The sequence below is a fragment of the Halothece sp. PCC 7418 genome, assembly GCF_000317635.1.
In the GTDB taxonomy this organism is placed as follows: domain Bacteria; phylum Cyanobacteriota; class Cyanobacteriia; order Cyanobacteriales; family Rubidibacteraceae; genus Halothece.
Window position 1 is genome coordinate 1786247 of record NC_019779.1, and the last position, 16442, is coordinate 1802688.

Sequence of the window (16442 nt, forward strand, 5' to 3'; positions counted from 1 at the left end):
GTGCTAAGCACTGGGGAAAATATTACAATACCCAATTGATGAGTTAATTGCTAAGGTTTGGCATAGGCTAAAACCGCATAAAATGGATCGCTTCCTCCCATCCCCAACATCTGGAAAATAGCAGGAACAGAGGGTTGTTTTTGAATCACTTCGGGTTCGCTAAAGCCACCCGCAGCTTTGAAATATCGCTTCACTAACTCCACGCGCATTGCTTCACTACTATCGCGCCAAGCCGAAATCGCTTTTTGATAAAACATCCGATTAGAAAAACTGATGATGGCGATACCATTGGGTTTTAAGACGCGATGAATCTCTTGAAAAATCTCTTCAGGGTATTGGAGATACTGCACCGAAACGGCATTTAAAACGGCATCAAATTCTTGATTAGGGAAGGGAAAAGTACCATTTTCATTCAAATTTTGGACAAAATAATGATCTAAGCGGGGGTTACGGGCAAGTTCTTCCTCGTTCATCCCGTGTCCTTCCACATGAGCAAATTTTATATCATCTGGAAGGTGACACACCCAACTACTCATCATGTCCAGAATACGAGTATTGGGCTGGAGTCGTTCCTGATAGAGTTGACTTAATTCATCAATAAAAGACTCATCCACATGAGTCACTAAGCGCGGGATGGCATAGAAGTCATGATCAGGACTGGCATCGAGTTTTTGGCGTTGTTCAGGTTGCAGTAACATGAGTGAGAGCTTAAAATTCCTTTACACTTTTGATTCTATCGTTGAGGTCACTGGTCACTGGTCACTGATCACTGATTACTGTTAATCGGATAAACCCAACACACTCGCCAGTAATGCTTTCTGGGCGTGCATTCGATTTTCCGCTTGTTGCCAAACGCGCGATCGCGCTGACTCTAAAACATCTTCTGTAATTTCTTCCCCCCGATGAGCCGGTAAACAGTGTAATATAATCGCTTCAGGAGAGGCTAAATTGACTAAATCTTCATTCACCTGAAACGATTGAAACACAGGTAAACGTTCCGCTGCGGAATCTTCCTGTCCCATACTTGCCCAAACATCAGTATAAAGGACTTCTGCGCCTTCCACAGCCTCTTTTGCATCATCGGTAAGCGTAATTTCAGTTCCAGATTGAGCAAGGTGTTTCGCTTGTTCTACAATCGCGGAATCAGGCTGATAAGTCGGTGGCGTTGCAATGCGAATATTCACCCCAGCTAACGCACAGCCTAACAACAGGGAATGCGCCACATTATTCCCATCGCCGAGATAAGTTAACGTTAACCCTTCTAAGGTCTGAAACGTCTCCTGCATCGTCAATAAATCCGCTAAAATCTGGCAGGGATGAGACAAATCACTTAAGGCATTAATCACGGGAATATCAGCATATTCAGCAAACTGTTCAATCTCTTTTTGAGCAAACGTCCGAATCGCGATCGCGTCTAAATAGCCCCCTAAAACCCTTGCTGTATCTTGAATTGGCTCACCTCGCCCCACCTGCATCGCTTGGGGATTCAAATCAATCACCTGACCCCCTAAATGATACATCGCCACACTAAAAGAAACTCGCGTCCGCGTCGAAGCCTTATAGAATAACAGCCCTAAGACTTGATTTGCAGCAGATCGTGGAGTATATCCCGTTTTCAACTTTTGAGCTAAATCCAAAAGTGTTTCTAATTCGTTGACAGTTAAGTCCGCTAGGCTGAGTAAATTTCGTCCCTTCATTCTGACTTTAAGTTGTTTTTAAATGGGTGTTCTCTCTTCTACCCTTGCCAAGAGCGAGAGCAATAAAGCTATAATTATAGACTTCAATCTCAAACCTCAGCATCAAATCAATCGGGTGAGTTTCTTCACTCCCAACAGATTTGGGGCAAAAATTTGCTAGTCTGTGGGAATAGCTTTGGGAACGGGTAGTTAGATATGAGTGTAGATATACAAATTGGTCAAGGAAAAACCGCACGTCGCGCTTATGGAATTGATGAAATTGCATTAGTTCCAGGACGGCGCACACTAGATCCCAGTTTACCGAACACCACTTGGCAACTGGGTGATTTACAACGAGAAATTCCGATCATTGCTAGTGCAATGGATGGCGTGGTGGATGTTAAAATGGCAGTCTTACTTTCAGAATTAGGCGCGTTGGGGGTTTTAAACCTAGAGGGGATTCAAACCCGCTACGAAGACCCAAAACCCATTTTGGATCGCATTGCCTCTGTGGGTAAAACAGAATTTGTGGGCTTAATGCAGGAATTATATGCAGCGCCCATCCAACCCGAATTAATTAAAAAGCGTATCAGTGAAATTAAATCCCAAGGGGGGATTGCTGCCGTTAGTGCAACGCCTGCTGGTGCAGCGAAATTTGGGGACTCTGTTGCAGAAGTTGGGGCTGATGTCTTTTTTGTGCAAGCAACCGTCGTTTCAACCGCCCACTTATCCCCTGATGCAGTCACTCCCTTAGATTTAGGAGAGTTCTGTCAAAAAATGCCCATGCCCGTCATTCTCGGGAACTGTGTTACCGAAGCCGTCGCTTATGACTTAATGAAAGCAGGTGCATCGGGAGTTCTGGTTGGCATTGGTCCTGGTGCTGCTTGTACCTCTCGTGGTGTGTTGGGTGTGGGGGTTCCTCAAGCAACCGCCGTGGCTGATTGTGCAGCAGCGAGAGAGCAATATTATCAAGAAAGTGGACGCTATGTTCCCATTATTGCCGATGGTGGCTTAGTCACAGGGGGTGATATTTGTAAATGTATTGCTTGTGGTGCAGATGCGGTGATGATTGGTTCCCCCTTCGCCCGTGCAGCAGAAGCCCCTGGACAAGGCTTCCACTGGGGAATGGCAACCCCTAGCCCAGTTTTACCCCGTGGCACTCGTATCAGCGTTGGTACGACTGGCAGTGTGCAAGAAATTCTCACAGGGCCTGCTCGTCTTGATGATGGAACGCACAACTTATTAGGTGCATTAAAAACCAGTATGGGAACGTTAGGGGCGAAAAACCTGAAGGAAATGCAACAAGTGGAAGTGGTTATTGCACCTTCCCTGTTAACAGAAGGTAAGGTTTATCAGAAAGCGCAACAGTTGGGAATGGGTAAGTAGTATTGCAGTACACGCTAGATTAATAGGCTAGTCGTCGGGTGGGCATTGCCCACCCGACAATGTAGTCCTTGTACAATTGAAAAAACGAGACTATTTTGTGATGATGCTGCAAACTGAAACCAGTTATTCCACCACTGATCTGGCAAATCTTGCGATCCAACAACTCCGTCAAACGGGCTGTGAATATGGAGAAATTCGGCTTGGTCGGTATCGCACGCAAACTCTAATGGCGCGCGATCGCAGCTTGACTACCCTTGCTGATAATATTAGCTCTGGTTATGGCATTCGCGTCCTCTTAAATGGGGCTTGGGGCTTTGCAGCCAGTCATGAAAAAACACCAGCAGCCCTCACTCGTACCATTAATTTAGCCGTTGAAATTGCAAAGGGAACCCATCTCACCCAACAGCAACCGGTGCGGTTAGCGCCTGTGGAAGCCTATCAGGATACGTACATCACTCCCATCCAGATTAACCCGTTTGAGATTCCCCTCACGGATAAAGCAAACTTACTGCTTTCTCTCAATGAGCAATTATTGGGATATGAAAACCGAGGTGTGAAAAAAGCCTTCTCCTTCCTTCGTTTTTCCCAAGAAGACAAAACCTTTGCTTCCACAGAAGGATCGCAGATTCAACAAACGATTTATCGCTCTCATCCCGGTTTCGGTTGTATGGCGATCGCGCAAGGAGACGCACAAACTCGCAGCTATGAACGTCCACCTTTGAACATCGGCTATGAACATATTAATCCCGAGGATCTATTTGCACAAGTCCAGCGAGTGGCGGAAGAAGCGATTGAAAAAGTCCATGCTGAACCTGCACCGACGCGCGATCGCGCAACCCTAATCCTCAAACCCAGTAACCTCTATCTCACCATTCACGAATCCGTAGGACACCCCACAGAATTAGATCGCGTCTTCGGGTATGAAGCCAACTTCGCCGGAACCAGTTTTGCCACAACCGATAAACTGGGAGCACTGCGTTATGCAGCCCCTTGGGTTAACTTTAAAGCCGATCGCACACAAGCGGGTGGACGCAGCACCGTGGGTTATGACGATGAAGGAGTGAAAGCCCAATCTTGGTATGTGGTCAAAGATGGCGTATTAGTGGATTATCTCAGCGATCGCGAAACCGCTCATCGTCTCGGACGTGCTACCAGCAACGGGAGTTCCTTTGCCGATAGTTGGTCAAGTGTTCCCATGGTTCGCATTCCCAACTTAGGCTTAGAACCAGGAGAAGCAGGGGGAAGCCACACCGCCAGTTTAGAAGCAATGATCGCTGATACCAAAGATGGCATTCTCATTGATGGTGTCGGAAGTTTTTCCATTGATCAACAACGGCGCAACTTTCAGTTTGGCGGAGATGCTTTCTGGCGCGTGAAAGACGGCAAAATTGCGGGCATGGTGAAAGATTTAACCTATCATTCCATGACCACTGACTTTTGGCAAAAAGTGGATGCTTTGGGGGGTGCTGATGAGTGGGAACAATGTGGAACCAATATCTGTGGCAAAGGGGAACCGATTCAAATTGCACAAATGACTCACGGCTGCGTTCCCGTGCGCGTTCAGGATATTGAAATTGGCAGAAGTTAGTTAGGTACTGCCATACTTGGGGAGAGAGTTATGAACATCTCCTAGAAATGTTACAGGATGCAGTTCAAGGCTGGCTGGATGTTGCGAGTGAGCCAGAGGAACTTTGAAAAGTATTATGAAGAACGCTGGACTGACTGAAGAAGAAGTGTGGTTTTATTTGGGGAAAGCGTGATCGCGAGAACCAGTTGAACCAGTATTAGGTAATGTTAAATCATCTTCTTCCAGCAGAAGTTTTAGCACTTCCTCACCATTCTTAGCTGCTTCCTCATAACTATTACCATGACTGCGATCGGTTTGTTCTGGAAAGTCATCCGTACTCCGCCGTGAGACGACGGAGCCTGCGGATGACCGTTGGTCAGGCAAATGGACTAAATAACAATCATCTTCATCTGACCACATAATAACCATTTGATATTGCAGATTCGTCATTCTTCATCTCCTGCTTGTTGTTTCACCGAAAGCACGTGAGGCTACGACAAGCCGCGCGAAGCGGGTCGTAGAGCGGGGCTTTCAAGGGGGCGAAGTGAATTCGCCCCACAGCCCCTTGGGATAGTGCGAAAGCGCGAGGGGTTCGATGCCCCGAAGCTAAACAAAACCTAGATATGTTATAATCACAATGGTGAACTTTTGAAGACGATGGAACAGACGTTAACCCTAGTAGTAAAGCTGAATGTAGAACCTGAGCAAGCGGATCAACTTGAAGAGACTGCTCAGGCTTTTGCTAATGCTTGCTCTTGGATTAATGAAAACGTCAACCATCGCTTAACGAATAGGAACTCCATCCAAGCTGTTTGCTACAGCGACGTTAAAGAAAGGTTTGGATTAAAGGCAAATCATATTGTCCGTGCTTGCGCCAGAGTAGGGGCTAACCGATCAACCGCCAAGGCAAAAGGTAGAAAAGTGAAAGGGTTTAAGCCTACTAGCTTTGATTGTGATGGTCGAACGTTCTCCTTTCGAGAAAAAGATTGGACTGTTAGCGTAACTACCCTTGGAAAGCGGTTAAGACTCCCTTTAAGAGCTAGCAACTACCATCGCGGAAAGTTAACGGGACAGAAACCGACTTCGGCTCAAATCTGCAAGCATAAAGACGATCAGTGGTATGTCCACATTCAGCTTAAAAATATTCCCCCTACCCCTCAAAAGACATCTAATGTGATTGGGGTCGATTTTGGGAGAAGGGAAATTGCTAAAACCTCAACCAATCAAGGCTGGGACGGGAAGAACATTCAACAAAAACGAGATAGGTTTAGTCGAGTAAGAGCATCTCTTCAGAAGAAAGCATCCCAAGGCAAGTCCGCGTCGCCTGGGGTTTCCCCAGGCGTTTATGCCGGAGGCACAAGGTCGTCTCGACGCAGATGTCGAGAAGTCTTGAAACGGTTATCGGGACGCGAGAAGAGATATCAAAAATGGTTAAACCACAATATCTCAAAGCAAATCATTGAGGAGGCAAAGCAGACCAACTCAACGGTGGCAATTGAAGATTTAACGGGCATTCGGGAGCGAACTAACCAGAAACCCAGAAACAAGACGGAAAGAAGACGGTCTAACAATTGGGCTTTCTATCAGTTAAGAACGTTCTTGGAATACAAGGGAATTAAAGAAGGAATTAAGGTAGTAGCAGTTCCTCCTGCCTATACCAGCCAAACTTGCCACTGTTGTAACCACATAGGAATTAGAACCAACAAAAATTTCAAGTGTTCTAATCAGTTTTGTGGTTGGATTGGCGATGCCGACTTAAATGGTGCTTTAATGATTAAGAAATGGGGCTGCTCTATAAACCAGCCTGGAGGCTCGGAAGTTCTATCCTGTAGAATTTCCAGGGCTACTGAAAACCCTAACCGAGCGCGAAGCGGGTTAGGGTAGTTTATAGCTTTGATTGCTTCTTGAACTTCCTTTTCTTGATCAGGTTTAGCATTATTTCCGTCTTTACCAGATAAGGTAATCCGACCTGGATCAAGCAATAGTCGTAGGGTGGGCAATGCCCACCCAACAATGGAGTCCTTCTTGGTTAAAAGTGGTATAACATCACCGAACAGCCCTGCCTTAGTCATCCGTACTCCGCCGTGAGACGACGAAGCCTGCGGATGACCGTTGGTCAAGATCTTGTTATTCATTATTCTGTTACAGGTTGAACTTGATCAATCACTTCTAGATCTCCTTCTTGCTCGACTGTCCAGACATCATAACTGCCAACGGTATCGCCATTTTCATCAAACTGGATGTCACCGCTTGCGCCTTGATAGTTGATTTCTTCTCCATTACGGATTAACTCCATCGCTTCACAAGGATCAGAGACTTCTGTTCCTGGGGAGTTGCTAATGTCACGATAGTTGTTTTTAATCGCTGTTCCCGTATTTGCACCTGCTTTTTCGGCAGCGAGCATCATAATCACTGCAGCATCCCAACTGTGAGGAACAAATGCGGTGACTTCTCCGCCAACTTCGGATTCCCATTTCTCAGTTAGATTGTCTAAAGCAACCCCACTCGCACCTGGAACTGTTCCCAACGCACCTGAAATCACGGATTGTCCATCAGGGGTTTTACCCACATCACTAACAAATTCTGGAGAGTAAACGCCGTCAGTGAGCAGTTCGGTTACCCCTTCACTTAAGCCTTGTTGATAAGCAGAGCGCATGAGTAAACTTCCTGTTTCTGCATAGAGAACCCCTAAAACTGCATCAGGATCATTGCCAAAGACTGCGGATGCTTCACTATCAAAGGTGGTTGCTTTGGGATCGTAACGAACTGGATCATCTTCGTTGATCACCGTTCCACCGAGTCCCTTAAATGCTTTGACAAACTCTTGTTCAAAACCAACCCCATAATCATTGTTAATCACAACTGTCGAAACCCGTTCAAAACCGCGATCGCTGGCAAGTTTCGCCAGGGCTTGCGCTTGATAAGTATCAGGGGGAGCAGTTCGCGCCCAGTAGCCTTCAAAGTCCCCTGCTTCTGCACGCTCGGTAAATACGGGACTGGTGCTTCCTGATGAAATCTGCATCACTTCATTTCTAACAGCAATATCAATGGTCGCTCCAGAAACACTACTGGCAAACGCCCCAACAACACCAGCCACTTGATCCACTTCCGCCAGTTTCGACATGGCAGCAGCCCCAGCGTTAGGATCGGTTTGGGTATCTTCTTGCACCAGTTCTACGGGTTGTCCATTCACCCCCCCACAAGCGTTAATAGTTTCTACCGCAAGATTAACCGCTTTGGGCATATTCTGACCAATGGAGGAAAGGTCACCAGTGGTGGGAAATAAACTCCCTAGTTTCAGTGTTTCTGGTGAATCAGTTCCTCCTGAAGTTGGTTCTTCAGTGGTTGTATTGTCAGGGCTTTCATTCGTGGGTTCTGTTTGACAAGCAGTGGTTAACAGCCCTGTGGAAAGGGTTAGTGCTGCTAGAGAAAGGGTCAATGGTTTTTTCGTTGTTGGTTTCATAATTAATCGTTAATAAATGATTAAGGTGAATTGACCCAAATTTTAGCAGTATCTACTGATAATAGATAGTTCTTGGAAAACAAATAAGGTTTCATCGGTGATATGGCGTTTCCTAGTTGGTTGAGGTACGTAATGCGAGTCGGTGGATGTTCATGGTTCATAGTTCGTGGTTCATTGATTAACAACCAAGAAATAACAAAGAACGAAGAACAAAGAACAAAGAACCAAAATTTAGAATGTACCTCATGAGATTGGGAAGTGCTATACTTTCGATTACCCAGTTCTCTCGTTGTGAGTCTAAAGTATTCTGTCATTGTAATAATTTCAGTAAATAATTATTTTGCTTTTCTATGTCATGGGTTAGGATGATGTCTGAAGGGGTTGTGAAAGGAGGCTGTCATGGCTACGCTAAGTCTGTCCCAGCAAGAAATTCAAGCGTTAACACCAGATGAGGTCAACCAATTAGCCGAACGTTTAGAAAAGGATGACTACAATAATCCTTTTGAGGCGTTACAAGATTGGCATTTACTACGGGCGATTTCATTTCACAATTGGGAATTAGTCGAACCTTATCGCTATCTCCTTGATGTGGAAACGTTTGATGAAGCCTAGTTGAAATGACCACTGGTAAGAATGTCCTGATTGGTATTGGTGGTGGAATTGCAGCTTATAAGGTCTGTCAGTTAATTTCTCGTCTCTATCAGACGGGTGTCTCAGTGCAAGTCATTCTTACAGAGGCTGCACAACAATTTATTACACCTTTGACGGTGAGCACGCTCAGTCGCCATCACGCTTATACTGATCTTGAGTTTTGGCAAAATTCTGCTCGTCCCTTACATATTGAGTTGGGAGAATGGGCAGATTTGTTTTTGATTGCTCCTTTAACGGCGAATACTTTAGGAAAACTGGCCTATGGGTTCGCTGATAATTTACTCACAAATACGGTTCTCGCCTCTGGCTGTCCGATTTTAGTTGCTCCTGCGATGAATACCGATATGTGGGAACAACCTTCAGTACAACGGAATTGGGAACTATTACAGCAAGACCAGCGCTATCATGTTTTAGAGCCAACGGGTGGTTTACTCGCCTGCGATCGCGCGGGAAAAGGACGGATGACAGAACCCGATCAACTCCTACGCAGTGTTCAATCTTTACTTTACACCGAAGGCAAACGAGATTTTCTCGGAAAACATATTTTGATTAATGGTGGGGGGACACAAGAGTATCTTGATCCAGTCCGATTTATTGGCAATCCTGCGACGGGAAAAATGGGGAGCGCGATCGCGCAGGCTGCTATAGATCGAGGTGCAACTGTGACTTTAGTTCATGGAGGCCATACAGAAATTCCCCTGATTCCTTCTCCACGTTTCCGTTTAATTTCTGTTATCAGTGCGGATGAGATGTATGAAGCGATGCTTGCTCATTTCCCCACTGCGGATTATACAATGCTTTCGGCTGCGGTGGCAGATGTGAAGCCTGCTCATTATTCCACAAAGAAACTCCCGAAAAAAGAGATCCCCAACTGTTTACCCTTAACCAGTGTTCGCGATATCGCAGCAACTCTCGGGAAGGAAAAACAACCGCAACAAACCTTAGTCGGATTTGCAGCACAAACAGGAGATTTTGTCAAGCCTGCGCGGGAAAAAATGGCGCGGAAAAACTTAGATTATATTGTCGCTAATCCCATTGATCGCACGGAAGGCGGGTTTGGCAGCGATGACAATCAGTGCATTATTCTGGGGAAAGCGGGACAAGAACAGTCAATTCCCTTATGCAGTAAGCTACAGTTAGCGCATTATCTTTTTGATCTGATCAGTTGACTTCAAATTAAAGTAATTCTAGTAAAGCCAAAAATGACAACAAAACGACTTGAAGAAGCCATCTCTAAAGTAAATCAATTATCAGAATCCGAACAAAATGCAATCGCGGATATTATCTTAGCAGAAATTGCAGATGAGCAATATTGGCAAGAACAATTTGACCAATCACAAGATCAATTAGCAATCCTAGCAAAGGAAGCATTGAGTGAGTATCAAGCCAAAAAAACTCATTCTCTCGACAGTGAACTTGAACAATGAACTCTCAAGTAACTGAAGGTTTTCGGAAGTCTTTTCGAGAACTTCCAGAACCGATTAAACGCTCAGCTAAGAAAGCCTACGCACTGTGGAAACAAAATCCACGTCATCCAAGTTTAAAATTTAAGCGAATTCATCGCTATCAAGATATTTATTCAGTACGAATTGGTTTAAATTGGCGAGCAGTTGGCGTTAAACAAGGGAAACGATGATTTGGTTTTGGATTGGTTCTCATGGGGATTATGATAAACTTATTTCTCAATTTTAGATTTAAAGCATATACCATTAACATACAATACAATGACTGAAACAGTTTCTTTCTCTCCCTTAAATATTTTTTCTAAAGCGCGATCGCTGCTGACCAATAATACAGCACAATATATTTATAAACGATCGCTGCAAGCCCTCCTTACTTTATTTCTCGCTTCTATTCTAAGTTTTACCATTATTCAATTTGCCCCAGGTGACTATCTGGATACCTTACGCCAAAATCCCCAAATTTCACCAGAAACCATTGCTGATTTGGAACAACGCTTTGGTTTAGATAAACCAGTTTTTCTTCAGTATTGGTATTGGTTAGGCGGTATTATCACCCGCTTTGATTTTGGCACGAGCTTTGTTTATTCACGTCCTGTATCCGAATTAATTTTAGAACGAATTCCTGCTACTTTACTGCTTACAATTGGCTCAATTTTCTTCACGTGGCTGATTGCTATTCCTCTCGGAATTATTGGCGCAGTTCGGCAAAATCGTCCGCTCGATCGCGCGTTACGAGTGATGAGTTACCTTGGACAAGGCTTTCCCAGTCTCATTACTGCCCTTTTTCTACTTTATATTGCCCAAGCCACTTCCCCACTTTTTCCTGTTGGCGGAATGACCAGTATTAACCACAGTAGCTTTTCCTTAGCAGGGAAAATTTTAGACATCGGTTGGCATTTAATTTTACCGACCATTGCCTTAAGTATTACAGGCTTTGCTGGATTACAACGGATTACAAGGGGGGAATTATTGGATGTTTTACGTCAAGATTACGTGCAAACCGCCCGCGCCAAGGGTTTACCAGAAAATCGAGTCATTTATGTTCACGCTTTACGAAATGCAGTGAATCCGCTAATTACTTTATTAGGATTTGAATTTGCAAACTTACTCAGTGGGGCATTTATTGCTGAATTTTTCTTTAATTGGCCAGGGTTAGGACGACTAATTTTGCAAGCCGTTTTAGCCCAAGATTTATATCTGGTGATGGCAAGTTTAATGATGGGGGCCTTAATGCTAATTGTCGGTAATTTACTGGCGGATTTGGTGTTACAACAAGTTGATCCGAGAATTAAATTAGGGGATTAATTGCGGAGTAACTTTTCTCGTAATTTTTTCACGCGATCGCGCAAATTAGCAGCTTTTTCAAACTCTAAATTTTCCGCAGCTTCTTTCATTTCTGCTTCCAGTTGTTCCACCAGTTGCGGAATTTTATCTAACGGTAAATCATCTGCTTGTTCATACACCATTTCTAACTGTTGCGCGTTTAAACGGCGAGAAATATCAAGAAACGCCAGAATAGAATTATTTTGTTTTTTCACAATCGGTTGCGGGGTAATGCCATGTTTTTCGTTATATTCTATTTGCATTTTCCGCCGTCTTTCCGTTTCTTGAATCGCGTAATCCATGCTATCCGTTAGATGGTCAGCATATAAAATCGCTTGTCCTTCCACATGACGCGCAGCCCGTCCAATGGTTTGTACTAAAGATCGTCCAGAGCGTAAAAAGCCTTCTTTATCTGCATCTAAAATCGCCACTAAAGAAACTTCAGGTAAATCTAATCCTTCCCGCAATAAGTTCACGCCAATTAAAACATCAAACTTTCCTTGTCGTAAATCTTGTAAAATTTCGATGCGTTCAATGGAATGAATTTCAGAGTGTAAATAACGAACGCGAATCTCTCTTTCTTCACAATATTCTGTTAAATCTTCCGCCATCCGTTTGGTTAATGTTGTTACTAAAACTCGCTGATTTTTTTCCGCACGGGCTTTAATTTCCCCTAATAAATCATCAATCTGTCCTTCAGTGGGGCGAACAAAAATTTCTGGATCAAGCACTCCTGTCGGACGAATAATTTGTTCAATGACATTCCCCTCTGATTGTTCAATTTCCCAATTCCCAGGGGTAGCAGAAACAAAAATACATTGATTCACTTTTTGCCAAAATTCTTCCGCTTTTAACGGGCGATTATCCGCAGCACTGGGAAGGCGAAAACCATGTTCCACTAAGACTTTTTTCCGCGATTGATCGCCGTTATACATTCCTCTCAATTGCGGAACTGTTACGTGAGATTCATCAACAACTAATAGCCAATCATCGGGAAAATAATCCACTAAACATTCTGGTGGATCTCCCGCGTTTCTTCCTGCTAAATGACGCGAATAATTTTCTACCCCATTACAATACCCCACTTCTCGTAACAGTTCTAAATCATATTTTGTTCGCTGTTCTAAGCGTTGGGCTTCTAATAGTTTTCCTTCGGTTTCGAGTTCTTCTAAGCGTTGTTTTAATTCTAATTCAATATTTTCACAAGCTGCTTCTAACTGTTCATCTGGCGTAACAAAGTGACGGGCGGGATATAAGTTTAGTCCCTTTAAGCTGGTTAAGACTTCTCCCGTTGTGGGATCAACATACCGCAGCGCATCAATTTCATCCCCAAAAAATTCGACCCGAACAATGCGATCTTCATACGCAGGAACAATTTCTAAAACATCCCCTTTTAAGCGAAATCTTCCTCGTTGCAATTCTGTATCATTGCGCTCATATTGAACTGAAACTAAATCTCTTAAAAGTTGACGCTGATTAACTTCTTCTCCTAACCGTAAGGGAATCGCTGCTTTCAGATATTCACTAGGCATTCCTAAGCCATAAATACAACTAATAGAAGCAACCACAATCACATCTCGCCGTTCAAATAATGAGCGGGTTGCAGAATGTCGTAACATATCAATTTCATCATTAATGGAAGCCGTTTTTTCGATATAGGTATCGGAAACAGGAATATAGGCTTCTGGTTGATAATAGTCGTAATAACTGATGAAATATTCTACTGCATTATTCGGGAAAAATTCTCGTAATTCGTTGCACAATTGCGCTGCTAAGGTTTTATTATGAGCTAAGACTAATGTCGGTTTTCCAATTTTTTCAATGACATGAGCAACGCTGTATGTTTTTCCGGTTCCTGTTGCACCAAGAAGCGTTTGAAAGGGATTATTGTTTTGTAGAGATTCGGTTAATTGCGCGATCGCGCGGGGCTGATCTCCTGTCGGTTGATAAGAAGACTCTAGTTGAAAATCTGACATAATTTAATTGTAAAACTAATGACCAATGACGAATGACAAATCTTAAACTGCTTAATCAAACTCTAATTGATACCGTAGCGAATGCAGCAGCAAATAGTCAGCGCTTGCGGAAAAATCACAATTTTCATCAACTCTCGGAGCAAGTCCAACGCTTCATTAATATTATGCAGCCAGGAACTTATGTCCGTCCACATCGCCATCTTCGTCCAGAAGATAGCAATGGCTTTGAGTTTTTTCTCGTGCTACAAGGAAAGGTGGGGATTTTACTTTTTGATCAGTCGGGAAAAGTGATTGAAAGTGAGAGACTTAGCTCCGAAGATCACAATTATGGTCTTGAAATTGCAGAAGGGACGTTTCATACACTGGTGGCGTTAGAAGCCAATACCGCTTTATTTGAACTGAAAGAGGGTCCTTATGTTCCCCAAACCGATAAGGAGTTTCTGACTCTCTTTCCTAACGAGGGAACCGCAGAAGCGCAAGCTCAAGTCCAATCTTGGGAAGCCCACTTTTTCATGAATAATTAATTTTGATATAGCACTTCCCAATCTCATGAGGTACATTCTAAATTTTGGTTCTTTGTTCTTTGTTATTTGTTGGTTGTTAATCAATGAACCACGAACCATGAACCATGAACCATGAACATCCACCGACTCGCATTACGTACCTCAACCAACTAGGAAACGCTATAAAACCGTTCTTGACTTTTTTCGCTAATCTTCCAATCCGCATTTTCGCCACCAATAATTACCTGTTTAACATTGAGAAAATCTTGACTTAATTGTCTTAACGAATTAATCAAAACATCCAACGCAACGGGATCGCTTGTTCCTAAATCAAACCAACAGCGTCCCCAAGTTTCTTTATATTCAAACTCACCCATATTGTGCATGACCGATAACAAAGAATTGCTAGCATGATCATGATCATATTCCATATAACTGAGGTCAATTCCAGTTTCCATCACTTGAAAATTTTCAGCATTAAATCCCCCTAATTTCCCTAAATAAAACCAAGAATTGAACAATTCTTCCACATATTGACGTTCGGTAATGGAGGGAACTGAATCAAATTCAAGCCAAATCCAAATATCAAACGGGTTAAACTCACGAAACCTAACTTCCATACCATTCAAAGCTACTAGAATTTGCGTTTTCGATTCTAACAAGAACGCTGTGATTTCCCAAAAATCAATTGAGGGGCGATCGCGCGATCGCCCCTATTCAAACCTCTAATTTAGTTCAGATTTGCTAATCTTATTGATCTAACATGGCTTGCGAACCGCTTTGGGGAAGACGCGGTGCAACAAACCCAGGAGAATAGAAAGGGTTGAGACTGGCGCGGAAGGTGTTTCCTCGTTCTGCAATCACAGGGGTTACCGCTTCCCGTGCTTTAAGAGCAACTTCCACTGTTTTTACATCATAGGTACTCGTTGCTAACTTAGGATATAAACCAATACCAATAATGGGAAGCAGTAAGCAAGCAGTAATGAAGATTTCCCGAGGTTTAGCATCACCGAGATATTTCTCAATGACAATTTCTGAGTTAGACGCACCGTAGAAGACTTGACGCAACATGGAAAGGAGATAAATCGGAGTGAGAATTAAACCCACCGCAGCGAGAAAGACCATTGCTGTTTTGAAAATGCTGCTGTAAGCATCACTGGTGGCGATACCGAGAAAGACGGTTAACTCACTGACAAATCCACTCATACCAGGCAGGGCTAAAGAAGCCATTGCTGCAGCCGTGAAGAGGGCAAAGATTTTAGGCATTTGTTGTCCCATACCCCCCATTTTTTCCATCACAAGGGTGTGAGTGCGTTCGTAAGTCGCACCAGACAGGAAGAACATTGCAGCAGCAATTAAACCGTGAGAGACCATCTGTAAGACAGCACCGTTTAACCCCAATTCCGTATAAGAGGCGATTCCGAGTAAGACAAAGCCCATGTGGGAAATAGAAGAGTAAGCCAGACGACGCTTGAGGTTGGTTTGACTGAAAGCCGTTAATGCACCGTAAACAATATTGACCACACCTAAAACCGCTAACACAGGGGCAAAATAAACGTGGGCATTGGGCAGCATTTCCACATTCATCCGAATCAGCCCATAACCGCCCATTTTCAGTAAAACACCCGCTAAAATCATCGAAATCGGTGCAGATGCTTCACTGTGTGCGTCAGGAAGCCAAGTATGTAGCGGGAAAATTGGCAGCTTCACACCAAAGGCAATTAAAAAGCCTACATAAGCGAGCATTTCTAAGGCAAAGGGAACGTTTTTCATTCCCAGTTCCATCATGTCAAAGGTAACGTTATTGCCGTAGAAGGCTAAACCTAAACCTGCAACAAGGATAAAAATTGAACCCGCAGCAGTGTAGAGAATAAATTTAGTGGCTGCGTAACCGCGATTTTTGCCACCCCAAATGGAAATCAACAGATAAACTGGCACTAATTCCAGTTCCCACATTAAGAAGAATAAAAGTAAGTCTTGGGCAGCAAAGACACCAACTTGGGCACTATAGAGAACAAGGATAAGAGCGTAAAATAGTTTTGATTTATAGGTAACATTCCAAGCAGCAACTACAGAAAGGGTGGTGATTAAACCAGAAAGAACAATTAATGGCATGGATAGACCATCAACCGCTAAAGACCAGTTTAAGCCCAGTTGAGGCAACCAAGGATAACTTTCTTGCAGTTGAAATTGACTGTTATCGAGATTAAAGTGAGTCCCGAAGGCATATACAGTAAGAATAAGAGTGATCAAGCTCGCGCTTAAGGTGAACCAGCGTAGAGTCTTTCCGTTTTCATTGGGAAGAAAAGGAATCACACTGGCAGCGAGAAGAGGGAAGAGGATAATGGCACTCAGCCAAGGGATTTGAAACTCGATCATTATGGATAAGAATAAATACTTATGACTACACTCCTCATTATATGAAGAGATGTTA

At 43.6% G+C, this 16442-nt stretch carries 16 protein-coding genes; 9 read left to right on the forward strand and 7 right to left on the reverse strand.

Translation table 11 applies throughout. The annotated features are described in order from the left end of the window. Window positions 1–50: 50 nt before the first annotated feature. Together PCC7418_RS08090 and argF are read right to left on the reverse strand one after the other, a co-directional pair. Window positions 51–698 (reverse strand): class I SAM-dependent methyltransferase, encoded by a 648-nt coding sequence (locus PCC7418_RS08090; RefSeq protein WP_015225684.1) that lies wholly within the window; start codon window positions 696–698, stop codon window positions 51–53. An 81-nt stretch (window positions 699–779) separates the two neighbouring features. Continuing rightward, a complete protein-coding gene (gene argF / locus PCC7418_RS08095; protein ID WP_015225685.1) occupies window positions 780–1697 on the reverse strand; it encodes an ornithine carbamoyltransferase in 918 nt (305 codons plus the stop codon). A gap of 195 nt (window positions 1698–1892) precedes the next feature. On the opposite strand from argF, the gene PCC7418_RS08100 reads away from it, so the two are divergent. Beyond that, on the forward strand, window positions 1893–3062 hold the full coding sequence (locus PCC7418_RS08100; RefSeq protein ID WP_015225686.1) for a GuaB3 family IMP dehydrogenase-related protein: 1170 nt from the start codon (window positions 1893–1895) through the stop codon (window positions 3060–3062). 100 nt (window positions 3063–3162) lie between these two features. Next, on the forward strand, window positions 3163–4650 hold the full coding sequence (locus tag PCC7418_RS08105; RefSeq protein ID WP_015225687.1) for a TldD/PmbA family protein: 1488 nt from the start codon (window positions 3163–3165) through the stop codon (window positions 4648–4650). 153 nt (window positions 4651–4803) lie between these two features. Here PCC7418_RS08105 and PCC7418_RS08110 read toward each other — a convergent pair whose 3' ends face one another. Beyond that, on the reverse strand, window positions 4804–5079 hold the full coding sequence (locus PCC7418_RS08110) for a type II toxin-antitoxin system HicB family antitoxin (protein WP_015225688.1): 276 nt from the start codon (window positions 5077–5079) through the stop codon (window positions 4804–4806). Between the two features lie 207 nt (window positions 5080–5286). On the opposite strand from PCC7418_RS08110, the gene PCC7418_RS08115 reads away from it, so the two are divergent. Beyond that, a complete protein-coding gene (locus PCC7418_RS08115; protein ID WP_015225172.1) occupies window positions 5287–6513 on the forward strand; it encodes an RNA-guided endonuclease TnpB family protein in 1227 nt (408 codons plus the stop codon). A 250-nt stretch (window positions 6514–6763) separates the two neighbouring features. On the opposite strand, the gene PCC7418_RS08120 is transcribed toward PCC7418_RS08115, so the two are convergent. After that, on the reverse strand, window positions 6764–8092 hold the full coding sequence (locus PCC7418_RS08120) for an ABC transporter substrate-binding protein (protein ID WP_015225689.1): 1329 nt from the start codon (window positions 8090–8092) through the stop codon (window positions 6764–6766). Between the two features lie 399 nt (window positions 8093–8491). Between PCC7418_RS08120 and PCC7418_RS08125 the strand changes: the two genes are divergently transcribed. From PCC7418_RS08125 to PCC7418_RS08145, 5 genes are all read left to right on the forward strand, one after another. Beyond that, window positions 8492–8704, forward strand: a complete 213-nt coding sequence (locus tag PCC7418_RS08125; protein ID WP_015225690.1) for a DUF2555 domain-containing protein — start codon at window positions 8492–8494, stop codon at window positions 8702–8704. A gap of 5 nt (window positions 8705–8709) precedes the next feature. After that, window positions 8710–9912 (forward strand): bifunctional phosphopantothenoylcysteine decarboxylase/phosphopantothenate--cysteine ligase CoaBC, encoded by a 1203-nt coding sequence (gene coaBC / locus PCC7418_RS08130; RefSeq protein WP_015225691.1) that lies wholly within the window; start codon window positions 8710–8712, stop codon window positions 9910–9912. 33 nt (window positions 9913–9945) lie between these two features. Further along, window positions 9946–10170, forward strand: coding sequence for a hypothetical protein (locus PCC7418_RS08135; protein WP_015225692.1), 225 nt, complete (start codon window positions 9946–9948; stop codon window positions 10168–10170). Next, window positions 10167–10379, forward strand: coding sequence for a type II toxin-antitoxin system RelE/ParE family toxin (locus PCC7418_RS08140; RefSeq protein WP_015225693.1), 213 nt, complete (start codon window positions 10167–10169; stop codon window positions 10377–10379). Before PCC7418_RS08135 ends, PCC7418_RS08140 begins: the two co-directional genes overlap by 4 nt. 88 nt (window positions 10380–10467) lie before the next feature. After that, on the forward strand, window positions 10468–11511 hold the full coding sequence (locus PCC7418_RS08145) for an ABC transporter permease (RefSeq protein ID WP_015225694.1): 1044 nt from the start codon (window positions 10468–10470) through the stop codon (window positions 11509–11511). Here PCC7418_RS08145 and uvrB read toward each other — a convergent pair. Further along, window positions 11508–13505: an excinuclease ABC subunit UvrB gene (uvrB, locus tag PCC7418_RS08150; protein ID WP_015225695.1), complete on the reverse strand. Its 1998-nt coding sequence runs from the start codon at window positions 13503–13505 to the stop codon at window positions 11508–11510. The two genes, PCC7418_RS08145 and uvrB, sit on opposite strands and share 4 nt — an antisense overlap. Before the next feature lie 32 nt (window positions 13506–13537). On the opposite strand from uvrB, the gene PCC7418_RS08155 reads away from it, so the two are divergent. Then, the gene (locus tag PCC7418_RS08155) at window positions 13538–14029 is read left to right on the forward strand and encodes a WbuC family cupin fold metalloprotein (RefSeq protein WP_015225696.1); all 492 of its coding nucleotides are present in this window, start codon (window positions 13538–13540) and stop codon (window positions 14027–14029) included. A 149-nt stretch (window positions 14030–14178) separates the two neighbouring features. Here PCC7418_RS08155 and PCC7418_RS08160 read toward each other — a convergent pair whose 3' ends face one another. Further along, complete coding sequence (locus PCC7418_RS08160) at window positions 14179–14628, reverse strand: DUF3531 family protein (RefSeq protein ID WP_015225697.1); 450 nt, start codon at window positions 14626–14628, stop codon at window positions 14179–14181. 130 nt (window positions 14629–14758) lie between these two features. Continuing rightward, window positions 14759–16387: an NAD(P)H-quinone oxidoreductase subunit 4 gene (locus PCC7418_RS08165; protein ID WP_015225698.1), complete on the reverse strand. Its 1629-nt coding sequence runs from the start codon at window positions 16385–16387 to the stop codon at window positions 14759–14761. Between the last annotated feature and the right edge of the window lie 55 nt (window positions 16388–16442).